The following is a 16,530-nucleotide window of genomic DNA, read 5'->3' as shown; positions in this document are numbered from 1 at the left end:
GGGGGCTGTGGGGGGAGGGGTCAGGCCAGCGAGTGGCCGCGGGTGACCCGGGTGAGGACGCCGGAGACGCCGGAGGCGCAGGCGACGGCGACGCAGAGCGCGACGGCGGGGAAGAGGGCGGTCCACCAGGTGCCGAGCATCGCGTCGGACACGCCCTTCGAGATCATGGCGCCCCACTCGGGAGTGGGCGGCACGAGGCCGACGCCGAGGAAGCCGAGGGCGGCGGCCACGACCACCGAGACGCCGAAGACGAGCGAGGAGTTCTCGATCGCGGGGCGGCAGGCGTTCGGCAGGACGTGGCGGAGGGTGATCTGCCAGGGCCGGAGGCCGGCCATGCGGGCGGCCTCGAGGTAGGCGTCGCTGCGGACCCGGAGGACCTCGGCGCGGGTCAGGCGTACCTGGGTCGGGGTGAGGATGAACGCGAGGGCGATGCTCAAGCTCACGATGTTGGCGCCGAAGAGGCCGACCACGACGATGCCGACGATCAGCGGCGGGATGGCGTCCGCGAGGTCGATCAGACGGTTGGCGCCGCGCCCGGCCGCCCCGGCGACGCTGGGGGAGGACTCGCCCATGCCGATGATCAGACCGATGACGAGCCCGATGACCGTCGAGAGGAGGGTGACGATCAAGCCCATGACGAGGTCGATCCGGAAGCCGGCGACGACGCGTGAGAAGACGTCCATCCCGGTCGAGTCGGTGCCGAAGAGGTGGGCGGCGCTGGGGGCCTGGGTGGAGAGGCCGACGACCTTCTCGGGGTTGTAGGGCTCGATCAGCGGCGCGAAGATCGCGATCAGCAGGAGGACCGCGAAGGGGATCGCCGCGGCGTAGATGGTCTTCTTCATGGGGTGTCCCGATCCGATCAGGCGTCGACGCGGACGCCGGGGCGGCGACGCGGGTCGAGGAGCATGTTGACGATGTCGACGAGGAAGTAGACGATCAGGGCGATTCCGGCAATGACGATGAGGAAGCCCTGGAGTCCGAGGAAGTCGAGGTTGTCGACCGAGTTGATGGCGAACTGGCCGAGGCCGCCGAAGCCGAAGATCTGCTCGAGCACCACGACGCCGCCGATGAGACCGCCGAACAGGGCGCCGAGCATGACGACCGCCGAGGCCGAGGCACGGCGCAGCACACTGCGGTAGATGGCGGGCCGGGTGGCGCCCGAGGCGATCTTGAACAGGGTCGACGGGGCCGGGGCCTGCTCCTGCAGCCCGAGCGTGAGCTGCTTCCAGACGTTCGGCGTGTGCACGACGATGATCACGAGCACCGGCAGGGCGTAGTGCGCCAGGGTCGAGCCGAGGGCGGGCCACGAGGCGGTGAGCACGTCGTCGAGCAGCGGGAACCCCGTGAGGGTCCGAGTGGGGATGCCCGGGGTGACGCGTCCGATCGGCGCCGGGATCACGCGCAGCACCGTGTAGAGCACCACGAGCCCGAGGATCGCGACGGCGAAGTCCGGGACCGCGCCGGCGATTCGCCCGTAGCCCCGGAGGACCTTATGGACCGTGGGGGAGGAGGAGCGCAGCTGCAGCATCGCCAGGGCGAGCGACAGGACGATGCTGCCGACGAGGCCCAGGGTGACGAGTTCGACCGTGGAGGGCAGGCGCGAGATGAGCTCGGTCCAGACCGGTCGGCCGGTGACGGGCGAGACGCCGAGGTTGCCCTGGATCAGCTTCGACCAGAACAGGCCGAGCTGGTGCCAGATGCTGCCGTCGAGTCCGATCGACTTGGCCGCGGCGTTGTACTCGGCCTTCGTGTAGCCGCCCGAGGTGTCCAGGCGGGCGAGCACGGGGTCGCCGGGGACGAGGCGCACCAGGAAGAACGCGACGGTGGCGAAGAAGGCGATGTGGATGGGCAGCCAGCCGGTGCGCACGAGCCACCAGCGGTTGCGGCCTAGGTACTTCTTCATGCGAGTTCGACCTCCGGGAGCGGTTCGACGAGGGAGACGATGTGACGGGGAGCCCGGCGGTAGGCGTCGAGGAGGGTCGCCGTGTAGGGGTGCTCGGGGTGGGCGAGAACGTCCTGGGTCGGACGGTGCTCGACGACGTGGCCGTTCTGCATGACGATCAGCTCGTCGGCGATGAACGCCGTGGCCGGAAGACCGTGCGAGACGAAGACCAGGCCGACCGAGTGCTCGTCGCAGTACGTCTTGATCGTGTTGAGCACGGCCCCCTGCACCGAGACGTCGAGGGCGGAGACGACCTCGTCGCAGAGGAGGATGCGCGGTCGGACGACGAGCGCGCGGGCGAGGGCGAAGCGTTGGCGCTGTCCGCCGGAGACCTGGTGCGGGTACTTGTCGATCATCTCCGGCTTGAGGCGGAGCAGGCGGGCGATCTCGGCGATGCGCTCGTCGGCCTCGGCCCCCGTGATGCCGCGCAGGACGCGCAGCGGCGTGGCCAGGGCGTCGCGGAGCGAGCGGCGCGGGTCGAACGACGAGAAGGTGTCCTGGGCGACGTACTGCACGACGCGACGCAGTTCGCGACCGGACTCGGCCTTCTTGTCCATCTCGACGATGTCGACGCCGTCGAGTGTGATCGTGCCGGCCGAGGGGTGCTCGAGGGCGACGAGCATCCGCGACAGGGTCGACTTGCCGGAGCCGGACTCGCCGACGATGCCGATGGCCGAGTGCGAGTCGACGACGAGGTCGAGGGTCTGGACGGCGGTGTGCGCGGTGTCGCCGCGACCGAACGTCTTCGAGACGCCGGAGACCTCGAGGGTGACGACGGCGGGGACGCTCATGCGCTGGCCTCCTGTCGGACGAGGGCGAAGTCGTCATCGAGCGTCGGCAGGAGCGGCAGCGACGAGGACTCGAGGGTGGGGACGCAGGCGAGGAGTGCCTGCGTGTACTCGCTGGTGGCGTCCTCCTCGATGCTCGAGGCGCGGCAGATGTCGACGATCTCGCCGTGGTACATCACGATGATGCGGTCGGCGTACATCCGGCACAGCTCGATGTCGTGGCTGACCACGAGCAGGCTGGCGTTCTCCCGCTCGGTCATGTCGGCCAGCAGGTCCATCACGTCGCGGCTGACCGAGGCGTCGAGGGCGCTGGTCGGCTCGTCGGCGATCAGCAGGCGCGGGCGGCTGCAGATGGCGAGGGCCACCATGACGCGCTGCCGCATCCCGCCGGAGAGTTCGTACGGACGCAGGCCGAGGATCCGCTCGACGTCGTGGAGGCCGACGGCCCGCAGCCACTCGGCCGCCCGCTCGCGGGTCTCGCGCCGCTTCAGCTTGCCCACTCCGCGCAGCACGGCGCCGAACTGGGTGCCGATGGTCTCCACCGGGTCGAGCGACGTCATGGCGTCCTGGAACACCATCGACATGCCCGGGGTCCGCATCGGGAGGGTCTTCGTGCGGCCGCGGACCAGCTCGCGGCCGTCGAAGTGGAGACCCTCCGAGTGGATCCGGGCCGAGGGCGTGACGAGGAGGCCCGCGATGGCCAGCGCCAGGGTGGTCTTCCCGGAGCCGGACTCGCCCACGATGGCGATGCGTTCGCCCTCGCTGAGGGCGAACGAGGCGGACGCGACGGCGATGGAGCGGGACTCGCCGTCGCCGTAGGCGACGGTCAGCCCGTCCACCCGCAGCAGTTCGGTACCGATGGTTCTCACGGGTCTCCTTGAGATGGGTGCAAGAGGGGCGGAACGGGGGATGCGCGGGCGGGCCGAGATCGTCGGGCCCCGCCCCCGGGCTCAGAACTCGAGCAGGTTGTCGCGGAAGGTCTCGTGGGCGTACTCGGTGCGCACGAGGCCCCGGTGCTGCAGGGCCGGGACGAGGCCGTCCGTGACCTCGCTGATGTAGCGGCGGTTGAGGTCGAAGTTCGAGATGAGGAACCCGTCTCCGCCGACCTCCTGCATGACCTCGTCCATCTGGGCCGCGACGGTGTCGGGCGTGCCGACGAACTCGACGGCTCCCTGCGTCTTCTGCAGGAACTCGCGCGGCGTCTTGCCGATGGCCTGGGCCAGCATCTGCTGGTGGCCATTCGTCTTCGCGGTGTCGGGGATGGGCTCGTCGATCGGGAACTGCGAGAAGTCGATGCCGGAGTGGCGCGACAGGTGCAGGAGTCCGAGCTCGGGGTGCGACTCGGAGAACGCCTTCTGGCGGGCGCGCTTCTCCTGGGCCTCGGCGTCGGTCTCGCCGAGTACGGGGGATGCCATGAACAGCACCTTGCAGTCGTCGGGGTCCCGACCCCACCCGGTCGCCTGCGCGCGAATGTCGTCACGGAACTTCTTCATGCCCTCCACGCCGCCTTCGACGCCGGAGATGATCGAGTTGGCCGTGCGCGAGGCGAAGGCCGTGCCGCGGGGCGATCCGCCGGCCTGGGTGAAGACGGGGTGGCCCTGCGGCGAGCGGGAGCCGTTGAGCGGGCCGCGCGACTTGTAGAACTTCCCCTCGAAGTTCACGAGGTGGACCTTCTCGAAGTCGGCCCACATGCCGAGCTCGCGGTCGTTGACGACGGCGTCCGCATCCCACGAATCCCAGAGCCGGCAGGCCAGGTCGAAGAACTCGTCGGCCATGTCGTAGCGGAGGTCGTGCTCTTCGAGCAGGTCCTTGCCGTAGTTCTGGGCGGCGCGGTGGCTCGACGAGGTGACGACGTTCCAGCCGGTCCGGCCCTTCGACATGTGGTCGAGGGTGTTGATCTTGCGGGCCAGCATGTAGGGGTGGTACTCGGTGATCGAGAGGGTCGGGACGATGCCGATGCGGTCGGTGAGGTGCGCCATGACCGGGGCGAGCACGGTCGGGTCGAGCTTCGGGGTGGCCGTCGCGCTCGCGAGGTAGGCCTTCGAGTTCCCGCCGTACGCGTCGGGCACGTAGGAGGAGTCCTCGATGATGATGTAGTCGAAGCAGGCGCGTTCGAGGGCGCGGGCGGTGTCGATCCAGAGCTGCGGATCAGTCCAGTCCTCGCCGCCGTTGCCGGACCAGGTCTTGTTCCACGACTTGACGCCGAAGCCGCCGGCGCCGAACCAGGCGAGGTGGAAGGGTTTCGCTGACATGTAGGGGGTACTCCAGAGGATCGAGGGTCAGAAGGCGAGCAGGTTGTCGCGGAAGTTCTGGTGCTCGTAGGCCGTGCGGGTCAGGCCGCGCTTCTGCAGGGCGGGGACGAGGCCGTCGCAGATCTCGGTCGCGTAGCGCCTCGAGAAGTAGCTGTTGGCGATGAGGAACCCGTCGCCGCCGACCTCCTGCATGTGCTCGTCCATGATCGCGGCCACCTCGTCGGGGGTGCCGACGTAGGCGTCGTTGCCTCCCGAGAGGGTCGAGGTGTGGATGACGTCGTTGAGCACCTTGCCGGTGAGCCCGGCGACCATCGACTGGTGGCCGTTGCTCACGAGCTCGGGCAGCGGGGCGTCGAGCTCGAACTGCGCGAAGTCGATGCCGCTCAGACGCGAGAGCGAAGCGAGCTGGTACTGAACCTCGTTGTCGTCGAAGACCTTGGCGGCCGCGACGCGCTCCCGAGCCATGGAGCGGCTCTCGTCGATCACCGGGGTGACGAGGAACAGGATCTTGATGTCGTCGGGGTTCCGCCCGGCGCCGATGGCCTCGGCGCGGATCTCGGTGCGGAACTGCTTCATCTTCTCGACGCTGCCGGCGCTCGCGATGATCGTCTCGGCCCACTTCGACGCGAAGGCCTTGCCGCTCGACGAGCCGCCCGCCTGGCAGATGACGGGCGAGCCCTGGGGGCTGCGGGGAGAGGAGAGAGGGCCGCGGGAGCGGAAGTACTGCCCCTCGTGGAAGGCGGGATGCACCTTCGACCCGTCGGCGAAGATGCCGTTCTCCAGGTCGAGCACGACGGCGTCCTCGTCCCAGCCGTTCCAGAGCTTCTTCGTCACCTCCATGAACTCGTCGGCGATCACGTAGCGCTCGTCGTGCGGGAACTGCTTGTCGCGGCCGTAGTTCTGCGCGCCGCCGTCGTTCGACCCGGTGACGACGTTCCAGCCGATGCGACCGTCCGAGACGTGGTCGAGGGCGTTGAACTTCCGGGCCAGCATGAACGGGTGGTACTCGGTGACCGAGCAGGTGACGACGACGCCGAGGTGGTCGGTCGCCATCGTCAGGAACGGCGCGAGCACGGTCGGGTCGAGCTTGGGGGTGTCGACCGAGTGGCGCAGGTACGCGTCGTGCGAGCCCTGGTAGGTGTACGGCACGTTCGAGGAGTCCTCGATCATGAGGTAGTCGAAGCTCGCGCGCTCCATGGCACGGGCCAGGTCGACGGCCATGTCGGGCTTCGCGAAGCGGTGGACGGCGGATCCCGCCCACGGGTGCTTCCAGGCCTTGGGGCCGAAGCCCTTCGAGTAGAACCACCCGAGGTGGAAGGGGCTAGCGGACATCGGCGGTGCTCCTTGCAGGTGTGATCTCGGTCGCCGCCTGGGCGCCGAAGTGGTCGAAGAGGGTCGAGCCCTCGTAGTGGTCGCGGGTCAGGCCTCGGCGCTGCAGCTCGGGCACGACGAGGTCGACGAAGTCGTCGATGGTCTTGGGCAGGATCGGCGCGACGATGGCGAAGCCGTCGCAGGTGCCGGCCTCGTACCACTCCTGCATGACGTCGGCCACGGTGGAGGCGGTGCCGGTCACGACGAACTGCATGTTCGCGAGGCCGCCGACGTACGAGCGGTAGGCCGTCTCGGCGAGGGTCAGCGACTCCTCGCGGGCCATGCGGGTGAACAGGGTGGCCTGGCTGACGCTGGCCGACTTCACCTCGGGCAGGAGGTCGAACGGCAGCGGCCCCTCGGGGTCGAACGGCGTCAGGTCGAACTCCAACAGCTTCGACAGGTGGCCGATCGTGTCGGCGCCCTCGACGTGGTTCCGGTCGAGCGTCGTGTGCAGGTCGTAGGCCTCGGCGTCGGTGCGGCCGATGAACGGCATGATGCCGAGGATCACCTTCACGCTGTCGGGGTCGCGACCGTAGGCGGCCGCCCGGGCCTTGATATCGGCGTAGTACTCCTGGGCGCGATCGAGGGTCGAGCCGCCCGCGTAGATGGCGTCGGCCCACCGGGCGGCGAGGTCGCGGCCCTCGGGGCTGGAACCGGCCTGGACGATGATGGGGCGCCCGTTGACGGGCTGCTCGATCTCGAGGCTCGCGGTCACGTCGATGAAACGCCCGTGGTGGTCGACTTCGTGCCCGGCGAGCCCCCCTTGCGGCGAGGCGGCCCAGAGCTTCGTGACCACGTCGATGAACTCGTTCGAGCGCTCGTACCGCTGGTCGTGGGGGAGCTGCTGCTCGCGGCCGAAGTTCCGTGCGGTGTCGTCGCCGGTGGACGCCACGTAGTTGACGCCGAGTCGGCCGCCGAGCACGTTGTCGGCCGAGGCCGCGCGACGCGCGACGTCGAGGGGCTCGTTGTAGCTGGTCGAGATGGTGGCGATGATGCCGATCGACGAGGTGTGCGCGGCGATGGCCGACGCCATCTCGAACGGGTCGAGGCGGGTGCCGGTGACACTCGTGCGGCCGCGGCTGTGCACCGGGGTGTCGGCGATGAAGACCTGGTCGAAGACGCCGCGCTCGGCCGTGACCGAGGCGTGGACGTAGGCGGGGATGTTCGGCATCTGCGACACGTCGCTCTCGTCGTGCCGCCAGGCGCCCGAGTGTCGTCCGAACTCGCTGAGGTTGAGGCTGAGGTGCATGGGCATCAGGCGGCTCTCCTGCCGAATCGGGCGACGTCGTCGAGACCGAGACGGGCCATCAGAGTGGTGGATGCTCGGGCCTCGCCGAGAGCGGGGGCGAGCCCCTCGGCCAGCCAGTCGAGACCCTCCGGCGAGCCGTCCGCCACGACCTCGATGCCATCGGCGCCGCTCTCCTCGACCAGCGATCGGGCGGCGGACACGGCCTCGGCGGTCTCGGCGGAGATCGTCACGCAACCGGGGCGTTCCAGATCGGAGACGGCCACGAGCATCCTCACCTCGCCTTCTCGGCCTCGTCGAACGGTGGATGCACGGAGCGCGCCGATCGCGGAGACCGCGGCGTCGGGGGTCCCGGCGCGGACGACGACCACGTCGGCGAAGAGGGCGGCGTACTCGAGGTCGGCGGCATCGGCGCCGTCGGCGGAGGCCGCGAGGTCGGCGAAGAGGACCGGTCGACCCTGCGGGGTGCGCGGCACGTCGAGGGGGCCGCGGACGAGGTAGGCCGTCGAGCGGTAGTCGATGGCGTGCACCCGGGCGTCGTCGTGGAAGTCGCCGGCGCGCTTGTCGGGGCGCTCGGCACCCGACTCCCAGCTGTCCCAGAGCTCGAGGACGATCTCGGTGAACTCGGTGGCACGGACCCGGTCGACCTCGGCGGAGGGCGACTTGAACTCATAGCCGTCCTTCTCGGCGGCGGTCGAGGTGGTGCCCAGGAGCCAGCCGGCACGGCCGCCGGTGAGATGGTCGAGGGTGGCGAGGCGGCGGGCGACGTGGAACGGCTGGCCGAGCAGCGCGGTGTCCTCGGCCACGATGCCGAGGGAGGAGACGCGCTGCCCGAGGTAGGCGGCGAGGGTGGTGGGCTCGAAGCGGGCGGGGCGCGCGCCGGTGGAGGTCGACGTGACGACGAGGGCGTCGATCGGGGCCGCGTCGAGTTGCGCGACAGCCGCTGCCCATTCGTCGAGGTCGGGGTACGACCCCGCCTCGAGGCGTGTGGTGATGATCACAGGTGGACCTTCCGATTGGTTCGGGGGACGTTCGGCAACGCTAGAGAGGCAGTGTTTCCACTTCGGGCGCTTCGGGGTGACAAGACCATTACGCCGAAAATCGCGCATCCCCCTCTCGGCCGATTCGACGGCTGATCAGCGGATTCGGCCTGCGTTCCGTCCAGAAGGACGACGAATGTCGGGTTCGGTGCGCAATCGGAAACAACTTCTTAACGCAGTGGTCGCACGGGAGCACCGGGGGTCGACCAGGATCGGAGGTGCACCTCCCCGGCACCGACCACGCACCGTCGACGAGAAGAGCGCGAGCGAATCATGGACCGTGAACAGGAATTCCGACGAGCGAGCCGCGAGCGAGCCCAACTCGAGCACAACATCCGAGAGCGGTCTCCGCTGCGCCTGCACGCTCAGATCCGCACCGGCATCCGCTCCGGAGCCGTGGCGGCGAACGAGCGCCTCGACGAGGACGAGCTGGTGAAGAAGTACTCGATCAGCCGCAACTCGGTGCGGGCCGCCCTGGCCCTGCTCGCCAGCGAGGGCATCGTCAGCCGCAGCCCTCGCCGGGGCACCGTGGTCATCGAGCAGATCGAGGACATCCCGATCGGGAACGGCGTGGGCTGGAACATGGACGACGGCGGGCGCCACGTCTCGACCTCCCTGGGCTCGTCGATCGTGCCGACCCCGCCGATGATCGCCGACCTGCTGGCGACCGAGTGCGCCACCGTGCGCGTCAACCAGCTCATCGACTATCGCGACGGCGTACCGTTCATGCTCCACATCCGCTACCTCCCCGGCGACGCCCCGCGCCGCGTCTTCACCGGCGAGGAGCCGACCGAGTCGTTCGAGCAGCTCTTCGAGACGGCCTACGGGTCGGCGCTCGCGCGAGTGGACTGCAGCATCCAGGCCGTGTCGAGCGACGAGCGGACCGCCCGCCTGCTCGAGGTCCCCGCCGGGAGTGCCCTGCTGCTGAAGGAGCGCCTGCTCTGGGACGCCACCGGCCAGGCCCGAGAACTCAGCCACTCGTACTACATCGCGTCGCGCGCGGCGCTGTCGACGACCACGTGGATGCCCGGGGTCGAGATGCAGGACGCCTCCGCTCCGTCGGCCTCCGTGACCGACCTGCATCCCCACGTCGGGGCGGCCTGACAGAATCGGTGCATGCCGACACCCGACGACGCCGCGACCGCAGCGCTGCTCGTCCGCGACGTCGGCCCCCTGCGGCGGGCGCTGGCGAAAGCGGCTCGAGCCGCAGCCGACCTCCCCGATCTGCCGGACGCCCAGATCGAGGTGATCCGCGAGCTGGCCGCCTCCGGGCCGCAGAGCCCCGGCGACCTCGCCGCCCGCCTGCGCCTCGCCCGATCGACGGTGAGCAACCTCGTGACGACCCTCGTGGCGGCCGGCCTGGTCGAGCGGGCCGCCGAGCCGAGCGACCTCCGATCCGTCACGCTCTCGGCGTCCCCGGTGGCGCTCGACCGGATGCGCCGCTACGACGTCCTCGGTGCGCAGGTCGTGGAGCGGGCGCTCGAGTCGCTGCCGGCGAACGATCGGGCCGCTCTGGCCGCGGCCGCGCCGGCGTTGGCGGAGTTGACGAGGCAGCTCGAGTAGACGGGGCTTCGTGCATCCCGCGCTCTCGCGTTTCGGTCTCTCGGCAGTGAGCCTCCCGGTTCGCCGTACCCGGCAAGTCGGGGGATGATAGACCCCATGGATTCCAGCGCCGACGCGCACGCGCACGCCCCCCGAAACGACTCACCCGAAACGACCCCCGCACCCGATGCGGCCGAAGCCGGTCGCGAGACCCTCGGCTACACGCTGTGGGCCGTCCTCCGTCGCGACCAGGCGACCGCCTACGCTCCCGACCCGTCGCACGCGGCCGAGCTCGACGCCGTCGTGGCCGAGCTCGCGGCCTCGGGCGTCACGGTCCGCGGGTTCTACGACGTCAGCGCCTTGAAGGCCGACAGCGACATCATGATCTGGCTGCACGGCGAGGTCCCCGAAGACCTGCAGTCCGGCTACCGCGCCCTGCTGCGCACCTCGCTGCTCGCGACGCTGCTGCCCACGTGGAACGCGATGGGCATGCACCGCGAGGCCGAGTTCGCGAAAGACCACAGCCCGGCCTTCATGCGCGGCAAGGCGCCCGAGACCTGGCTCACGGTGTACCCGTTCGTCCGCAGCTACGAGTGGTACCTCCTGCCCGACGACGAGCGGCGCACGATGCTCCGCGACCACGGCATGAAGGGGGCGCCGCACCGCTCCGTCCTGACGAACACGGTGGCCAGTTTCAGCCTGGGCGACTACGAATGGATCCTGGCACTGGAGGCCCCCGAGCTCGTGCAGCTCGTCGACCTCATGCGCGACCTCCGTTACACCGAGGCCCGACGCCACGTCCGCGAGGAGGTCCCCTTCTTCACCGGGCGTCGTATCCAGACAACCGAGATCGGCGAGGTCCTCTCATGACGACGATTACCAACAACGGGCAGAGTATCGACGGCCAGCCGGTCCGCAACGCGACCCCCGCCGCGGCCGCCGGCCCCGAATGGGTCGCCGAGCCGACCGCGTACGACGCCATCCTGCTGGCCGGCTTCGGCGGGCCCGAGGGGCAGGACGACGTGATCCCGTTCCTGCGCAACGTCACCCGCGGCCGCGGGATCCCCGAGGAGCGCCTCGAGGAGGTCGCCCACCACTACCGGCACTTCGGCGGCGTCAGCCCGATCAACGAGCACAACCGCGAGCTCAAGGCGGCCCTCGAGGCCGAGCTCGCCCGCCGCGAGATCGACCTGCCCGTGCTCTGGGGCAACCGCAACTGGGACCCGTATTTGACCGACGCGGTGCGCGAGGCCGACGCGAAGGGCTTCACGAAGCTCATCGCGATCGCCACCAGCGCGTACAGCTCGTACTCGTCGTGCCGCCAGTACCGCGAGGACTTCGCGATGGCCCTCGACGACACCGAGCTGGCCGACCGCATCCAGATCGACAAGGTGCGCCAGTTCTTCGACCACCCGGGCTTCGTGCAGCCGTTCATCGACGGCGTGCGCGACGCCCTTCTCAAGGCGCGTGCCGAGATCGACGGTCTCGACCTCGCGACCGAGATCCAGGTGCTGTTCTCGACGCACTCGATCCCCTCGACCGACGCCGCCAAGTCCGGCCCCAAGTCGCGCGGCTTCGACGGCGACGGCGCCTACGCCGCTCAGCATCGAGCGGTGGCCGAGGTCGTCATGGCCGCGGCCGAGGCGGCCCTCGAGCTCGACTCGTCGGTCTCGGTGCCGTGGCAGCTCGTCTTCCAGTCACGCTCCGGTCCGCCGTCGATGCCGTGGCTCGAACCTGACATCAACGACGCGATCCACGCGCTGAAGGGCGGCCCGACGAAGGCCGTCGTCATCGTTCCCCTCGGCTTCGTGAGCGACCACATGGAGGTCATGTGGGACCTCGACAACGAGGCCCTCGAGAGCGCGGGCGAAGAGGGCTTCTGGGCCGTCCGCACCCCGACCCCGGGCATCGACCCCACCTACGTGACCGGCCTCGTCGACCTCGTGCTCGAGCGCCGCGACGGCGTGCCGGCCGAAGACCGCCCGCACCTCACCGACCTCGGCCCCTGGTACGACGTGTGCCGTCCCGGCTGCTGCGAGAACGTGCGTCTCGGCTTCAAGCCGGCCGTCTCCGGTCTGGTCCCGTAGGGCGCTCGTGACCACTCTCCGAATCGGAACGCGCGCCTCCACCCTCGCCATCGCCCAGTCGACGCTGGTGAAAGACCGGCTCGCCCGGGCGACCGGCCTCGATGTCGAACTCGTCACGGTCACCAGCGAGGGCGACACGAACCGGGCCTCCCTCGCCTCGCTCGGCGGCACCGGCGTCTTCGCCAGCGCCCTGCGCGAGGCGCTCCTGGCCGACGAGTGCGACCTGCTCGTCCACTCGCTCAAAGACCTCCCCACGGCCAAGCACCCCGGCCTGACCCTCGGCGCGATCCCGGCCCGGGCCGATGCCCGCGACGCGCTCTGCGCCCGCGACGGCCTGACGCTCGACCAGCTGCCGGAGGGCGCCCGGGTCGGCACGGGCTCGCCGCGACGCGTGGCCCAGCTGCGCTCCCGTCGCGGCGACCTCGAGATCGTCGACATCCGCGGCAACATCGACAGCCGACTGGGTCGGGTCGGCGACGACCTCGACGCCGTGCTGCTGTCGGCCGCCGGCCTCGACCGCATCGGTCGCCTGGCCGAGGCGACCGAGCTGCTCGGGCTCGGCTTCTGGCCCAGCGCTCCCGGTCAGGGCGCCCTGGCGCTCGAGGTGCGCGAGGGCGACTCCGGCCCCGATCTCACCCGGGGGCTGTCGAAGCTCGACCACCGCGAGACGCGTCTGATCGTCACCGCCGAGCGCGAGGTGCTCGCCGGGCTCGAGGCGGGATGCGCGGCGCCGATCGGAGCCACGGCCGTCGTCGACGCCGGGCTCCTGCTGCTCAGCGCAACGGTCTACGCCCCCGACGGCACGGCCCGGCTCACCGCCTCGCACGGCGTCACCCTCGAGCCCGGGTCGCTGGCGGCCCAGCTCGCCGAGGTACACGACGTGGCGTCGCGGGTCGTCGACGAACTCCTCGCGGGCGGCGCAGCCGATCTGGTGCCGAAGGGCAGCATCTCGTGACCGCCACGCCGGAGAAGCCGCTGAAGGGCGTCCGCGTCCTCGTGCCGCGCGGAGGCAAGTGGGGCGACAGCGTCGCCGCCTCCCTCCGCGCCTTCGGGGCCCAGCCGGTCATCGCGCCGCTCATCAACTTCGCTCCGGCCGAGAACCCGCACGATCTCATGGTCGCGCTGCTGAAGCTCGAGGCGGGCGACTTCGACTGGCTGGTCGTGACGAGTGCGACCACGGTCGACGTGCTCATCGGCAACAGCATCCGACCGGCGCCGACGACCCGCGTCGCCGCCGTCGGCGAGACGACGGCGCAGGCACTCAACCTGGCCGGCATCCGGGTCGACTTCGTCCCCGAGAAAGACAACTCCGCCCGCGGCCTGCTGAAAGAGTGGCCCGCGGCGGACATCACCGGGCACGTGCTCGTGCCGCAGTCCGACATCGCCGAGCCGACCCTGGTCGCCGGGTTGGCGGAGAAGGGCCTCGACGCCGAGTTCGTCGCGGCCTACCGCACCGTCGGCGTCCCCGTCGACGAGGCCGTGCGCGCCGCGGTCGCCGACGGCTCCATCTCCGTCGTCCTCATCACCTCCGGCAGCGTCGCCCGGCAGATCGCGAGCCAGCTCGCCCCGCTCCCCGCGAGCACCCTCGTGGCCTGCATAGGGCCGCGCACCGCATTCGACGCCCGCGCCGCCGGCCTCCCGGTCCACCTCATCGCCGAGACGCGCTCCGCTGCCGCGTTGGTCGAGGCCGTCGTCGAGCACGCCCAGGCCGTGGCCCGGGGCGAGACGCCCGCCACCGCGCCCATCACGATCCAGCCCGCCGACCCGGCCTCCCCCGAAAGTCACTGATGTCCCCCCAGTTCCCCGCCGTGCGCCCGCGCCGGCTCCGTTCCACCCCCGCCTTCCGCCGCCTGGTCGCCGAGACCCGACTGCACCCGGCCGACCTCGTCCTCCCGATGTTCATCCGCGAGGGCATCACCGAGTCGGTGCCGATCGACTCCATGCCTGGCGTCTCACACCACTCCCTCGACGGTTTCAAGCAGGCCCTGAACGAGGCGGCCGAGGCGGGTATCGGCGGCGTGATGCTCTTCGGCGTACCCCTCGACGAGAAGAAGGACGCCGTCGGCTCGGGCGCGACCGACCCCGAGGGCATCCTCAACGTCGCGACCCGCATCGCCCAGGCCGAGGTGGGCGACGCGCTCGTCGTGCAGACCGACCTCTGCCTCGACGAGTTCACCGACCACGGCCACTGCGGAGTGCTCGATGTGAGCGGCTACGTCGACAACGACGCCACCCTCGAGCGCTACCGCGACATGGGCGTCGTCCAGGCCGAGTCCGGCTCGCAGCTCGTCGCGCCGAGCGGAATGATGGACGGCCAGATCGCCGCCATCCGCGACGCCCTCGACACGAACGGCTTCGGCAACACCCCGATCCTGGCGTACGCCGCGAAGTTCGCCAGCGCCTTCTACGGACCCTTCCGCGAGGCTGTCCAGTCGTCACTCACGGGCGACCGCCGCACCTACCAGATGGACAACGGCAACCGCCGCGAAGGGGGCCGCGAGGTCGGTCTCGACATCGAGGAGGGCGCCGACATCGTCATGGTCAAGCCGGCCATGAGCTATCTCGACGTGCTCGCCGACACCGCGGCGACCAGTCCGGTCCCGGTCTGGGCGTACCAGATCTCCGGCGAGTACTCGATGATGCAGGCCGCCGCCGCCAACGGCTGGATCGACCTCGACGCCGCCGCCTACGAGAGCGTGCTCGGCATCAAGCGCGCCGGGGCGGACGCGATCCTCACCTACTTCGCCGTCGACCTCGCGCAGCGATTGAACGGCACGAGCGACCCGAAACGAGCCATCCGATGACCACGTCCGAGACGTCGACGACGAACGCGTCGACGACCAACGACCAGTACTTCGTCCGCGCCAAGGCGTCGATCCCCGGCGGCGTGAACTCGCCGGTCCGCGCCTACGGGTCGGTCGGCGGCACGCCGCGCTTCCTGGTGTCGGCCAACGGCCCGTACGTCACCGACGCCGAGGGGCGAGAGTACGTCGACCTGGTGGCCTCGTGGGGTCCGGCGATTCTCGGCCACGCGCATCCCACCGTCGTCTCGGCCGTTCAGGAGGCCGCCGCTCGGGGGCTCTCGTTCGGAGCGTCGACGCCCGGCGAGACCGAGCTGGCCGAGCTGGTCCGTTCGCGCGTCAGCGTCGGCGATCAGGCTCCGATCGAGAAGATCCGCATGGTGTCGACCGGCACCGAGGCGACGATGACCGCGATCCGGTTGGCCCGCGGCTACACCGGTCGTGACCTGCTGGTGAAGTTCGCCGGGCACTATCACGGCCACTCCGACTCGCTCCTGGCCGAAGCCGGTTCGGGGCTGGCGACGCTCGCGCTGCCCGGTTCGGCCGGCATCACCGCCGAGACCGCGGCCCAGACGATCGTGCTGCCGTACAACGACCTCGACGCCGTCCGAAAGGCCTTCGACGAGAACTCCGAGCGGATCGCCGCCGTCATCGTCGAGGCCGCCGCCGCCAACATGGGCGTGCTCGCGCCCGACCCCGGCTTCAACAAGGCCCTCTCGGAGATCACGACGCAGCAGGGCGCGCTCCTCATCGTCGACGAGGTGCTCACCGGCTTCCGCGTCGGCCCGGCCGGCTGGTGGGGCCTCGAGGCCTCGGGCGCGGTTCCGGGCGGCATCGGGTGGAAGCCCGACCTGGTCACCTTCGGCAAGGTCATCGGCGGCGGGATGCCCCTCGCGGCACTCGGCGGTCGTGCCGAGATCATGGACTACCTCGCCCCCCTCGGCCCCGTCTACCAGGCCGGCACCCTGAGCGGGAACCCGGTCGCCGTCGCCGCCGGCATCGCCACCCTCCAGCTCGCCGACGCCTCCGTCTACGCCCGCATCGACGAGGTCGCCGCTCTCGTGGCTCGCGAGACGTCGGCTGCCCTGTCGCGCGAGGGCGTGGCGCACTCGGTTCAGAACGCGGGCAGCCTGTTCTCGTTCTCCTTCACGCACGGTGCCCCGCGCGACTACGACGACGTGCGCGCCCAGGAGGCGTTCCGCTACCCGCCGTTCTTCCACGCGATGCTCGACGCCGGGGTGAACCTTCCGCCGTCGGTGTTCGAGGCGTGGTTCCTGACCGCGGCGCACGACGATCGGGCCGTGGGGCGCATCCTCGAGGCCCTGCCGGGTGCTGCGCGCGCCGCGGCGGCGGCTGTCGCGCCGGTGTAGCTGCCTCTGCCGCGTTCGAACACCTCGTAGCGGCACGAACACCATGCCTAGGAAGTGGGTTGGTGCCGCTGAGGTGTGCCCGAGCGGGGGC

General features: G+C 70.5%; 16 protein-coding genes. 8 read left to right on the top strand and 8 right to left on the bottom strand.

Annotation, left to right across the window (positions count from 1 at the left end):
* Positions 1-20: 20 nt before the first annotated feature.
* The 8 genes from ABEA39_RS10145 to ABEA39_RS10110 form a co-directional block, all read right to left on the bottom strand.
* Positions 21-842, bottom strand: a complete 822-nt coding sequence (locus ABEA39_RS10145; protein WP_345375734.1) for an ABC transporter permease — start codon at positions 840-842, stop codon at positions 21-23.
* Positions 843-859: 17 nt separating this feature from the next.
* Positions 860-1,903 (bottom strand): ABC transporter permease, encoded by a 1,044-nt coding sequence (locus ABEA39_RS10140; RefSeq protein WP_345375733.1) that lies wholly within the window; start codon positions 1,901-1,903, stop codon positions 860-862.
* Entirely contained in the window at positions 1,900-2,733 is an 834-nt protein-coding gene (locus ABEA39_RS10135; protein WP_345375732.1) for an ABC transporter ATP-binding protein, read from the bottom strand. The genes ABEA39_RS10140 and ABEA39_RS10135 overlap by 4 nt, the downstream gene beginning before the upstream one ends.
* Positions 2,730-3,599 (bottom strand): ABC transporter ATP-binding protein, encoded by an 870-nt coding sequence (locus ABEA39_RS10130; protein ID WP_345375731.1) that lies wholly within the window; start codon positions 3,597-3,599, stop codon positions 2,730-2,732. The genes ABEA39_RS10135 and ABEA39_RS10130 overlap by 4 nt, the downstream gene beginning before the upstream one ends.
* An 81-nt stretch (positions 3,600-3,680) precedes the next feature.
* Positions 3,681-4,982: an NtaA/DmoA family FMN-dependent monooxygenase gene (locus tag ABEA39_RS10125; protein WP_345375730.1), complete on the bottom strand. Its 1,302-nt coding sequence runs from the start codon at positions 4,980-4,982 to the stop codon at positions 3,681-3,683.
* A 27-nt stretch (positions 4,983-5,009) separates the two neighbouring features.
* Entirely contained in the window at positions 5,010-6,314 is a 1,305-nt protein-coding gene (locus ABEA39_RS10120; protein WP_345375729.1) for an NtaA/DmoA family FMN-dependent monooxygenase, read from the bottom strand.
* Positions 6,304-7,608: an NtaA/DmoA family FMN-dependent monooxygenase gene (locus ABEA39_RS10115; protein WP_345375728.1), complete on the bottom strand. Its 1,305-nt coding sequence runs from the start codon at positions 7,606-7,608 to the stop codon at positions 6,304-6,306. Before ABEA39_RS10115 ends, ABEA39_RS10120 begins: the two co-directional genes overlap by 11 nt.
* Complete coding sequence (locus tag ABEA39_RS10110) at positions 7,608-8,600, bottom strand: LLM class flavin-dependent oxidoreductase (protein WP_345375727.1); 993 nt, start codon at positions 8,598-8,600, stop codon at positions 7,608-7,610. The genes ABEA39_RS10115 and ABEA39_RS10110 overlap by 1 nt, the downstream gene beginning before the upstream one ends.
* 312 nt (positions 8,601-8,912) lie before the next feature.
* On the opposite strand from ABEA39_RS10110, the gene ABEA39_RS10105 reads away from it, so the two are divergent.
* From ABEA39_RS10105 to hemL, 8 genes are all read left to right on the top strand, one after another.
* Positions 8,913-9,743 (top strand): GntR family transcriptional regulator, encoded by an 831-nt coding sequence (locus ABEA39_RS10105; RefSeq protein WP_345375726.1) that lies wholly within the window; start codon positions 8,913-8,915, stop codon positions 9,741-9,743.
* A 12-nt stretch (positions 9,744-9,755) separates the two neighbouring features.
* Positions 9,756-10,202 carry a MarR family winged helix-turn-helix transcriptional regulator gene (locus ABEA39_RS10100; protein WP_345375724.1) on the top strand — a complete coding sequence of 149 codons (447 nt, stop codon included), beginning with the start codon at positions 9,756-9,758 and terminating at the stop codon, positions 10,200-10,202.
* 96 nt (positions 10,203-10,298) lie between these two features.
* The gene (gene hemQ / locus ABEA39_RS10095; RefSeq protein ID WP_345375723.1) at positions 10,299-11,051 is read left to right on the top strand and encodes a hydrogen peroxide-dependent heme synthase; all 753 of its coding nucleotides are present in this window, start codon (positions 10,299-10,301) and stop codon (positions 11,049-11,051) included.
* Positions 11,048-12,268 carry a ferrochelatase gene (locus ABEA39_RS10090; RefSeq protein WP_345375722.1) on the top strand — a complete coding sequence of 407 codons (1,221 nt, stop codon included), beginning with the start codon at positions 11,048-11,050 and terminating at the stop codon, positions 12,266-12,268. Before hemQ ends, ABEA39_RS10090 begins: the two co-directional genes overlap by 4 nt.
* A 7-nt stretch (positions 12,269-12,275) precedes the next feature.
* Positions 12,276-13,223, top strand: a complete 948-nt coding sequence (hemC, locus tag ABEA39_RS10085; protein ID WP_345375721.1) for a hydroxymethylbilane synthase — start codon at positions 12,276-12,278, stop codon at positions 13,221-13,223.
* Positions 13,220-14,056 (top strand): uroporphyrinogen-III synthase, encoded by an 837-nt coding sequence (locus ABEA39_RS10080; RefSeq protein WP_345375720.1) that lies wholly within the window; start codon positions 13,220-13,222, stop codon positions 14,054-14,056. Before hemC ends, ABEA39_RS10080 begins: the two co-directional genes overlap by 4 nt.
* A complete protein-coding gene (gene hemB, locus ABEA39_RS10075; protein ID WP_345375719.1) occupies positions 14,056-15,072 on the top strand; it encodes a porphobilinogen synthase in 1,017 nt (338 codons plus the stop codon). Before ABEA39_RS10080 ends, hemB begins: the two co-directional genes overlap by 1 nt.
* Positions 15,069-16,439: a glutamate-1-semialdehyde 2,1-aminomutase gene (gene hemL, locus ABEA39_RS10070; protein WP_345375718.1), complete on the top strand. Its 1,371-nt coding sequence runs from the start codon at positions 15,069-15,071 to the stop codon at positions 16,437-16,439. The genes hemB and hemL overlap by 4 nt, the downstream gene beginning before the upstream one ends.
* The last annotated feature ends 91 nt before the right edge of the window (positions 16,440-16,530 follow it).

It is taken from the genome of Frondihabitans cladoniiphilus (genome assembly GCF_039544345.1).
In the GTDB taxonomy this organism is placed as follows: Bacteria; Actinomycetota; Actinomycetes; order Actinomycetales; family Microbacteriaceae; genus Frondihabitans; species Frondihabitans cladoniiphilus.
Note: the sequence above shows the minus strand (reverse complement) of the source record. Positions and strands in the feature narration are given on the sequence as shown.

Bases quoted from the DNA above. Each gene is read 5' to 3' on its own strand.
- ABEA39_RS10115 (WP_345375728.1), bottom strand. From the start codon at position 7,608: ATGCCCATGCACCTCAGCCTCAACCTCAGCGAGTTCGGACGACACTCG.
- ABEA39_RS10145 (WP_345375734.1), bottom strand. From the start codon at position 842: ATGAAGAAGACCATCTACGCCGCGGCGATCCCCTTCGCGGTCCTCCTG.
- ABEA39_RS10125 (WP_345375730.1), bottom strand. From the start codon at position 4,982: ATGTCAGCGAAACCCTTCCACCTCGCCTGGTTCGGCGCCGGCGGCTTC.
- hemL (WP_345375718.1), top strand. From the start codon at position 15,069: ATGACCACGTCCGAGACGTCGACGACGAACGCGTCGACGACCAACGAC.
- hemQ (WP_345375723.1), top strand. From the start codon at position 10,299: ATGGATTCCAGCGCCGACGCGCACGCGCACGCCCCCCGAAACGACTCA.
- ABEA39_RS10090 (WP_345375722.1), top strand. From the start codon at position 11,048: ATGACGACGATTACCAACAACGGGCAGAGTATCGACGGCCAGCCGGTC.
- ABEA39_RS10100 (WP_345375724.1), top strand. From the start codon at position 9,756: ATGCCGACACCCGACGACGCCGCGACCGCAGCGCTGCTCGTCCGCGAC.
- hemB (WP_345375719.1), top strand. From the start codon at position 14,056: ATGTCCCCCCAGTTCCCCGCCGTGCGCCCGCGCCGGCTCCGTTCCACC.
- ABEA39_RS10120 (WP_345375729.1), bottom strand. From the start codon at position 6,314: ATGTCCGCTAGCCCCTTCCACCTCGGGTGGTTCTACTCGAAGGGCTTC.
- ABEA39_RS10105 (WP_345375726.1), top strand. From the start codon at position 8,913: ATGGACCGTGAACAGGAATTCCGACGAGCGAGCCGCGAGCGAGCCCAA.
- ABEA39_RS10140 (WP_345375733.1), bottom strand. From the start codon at position 1,903: ATGAAGAAGTACCTAGGCCGCAACCGCTGGTGGCTCGTGCGCACCGGC.
- ABEA39_RS10135 (WP_345375732.1), bottom strand. From the start codon at position 2,733: ATGAGCGTCCCCGCCGTCGTCACCCTCGAGGTCTCCGGCGTCTCGAAG.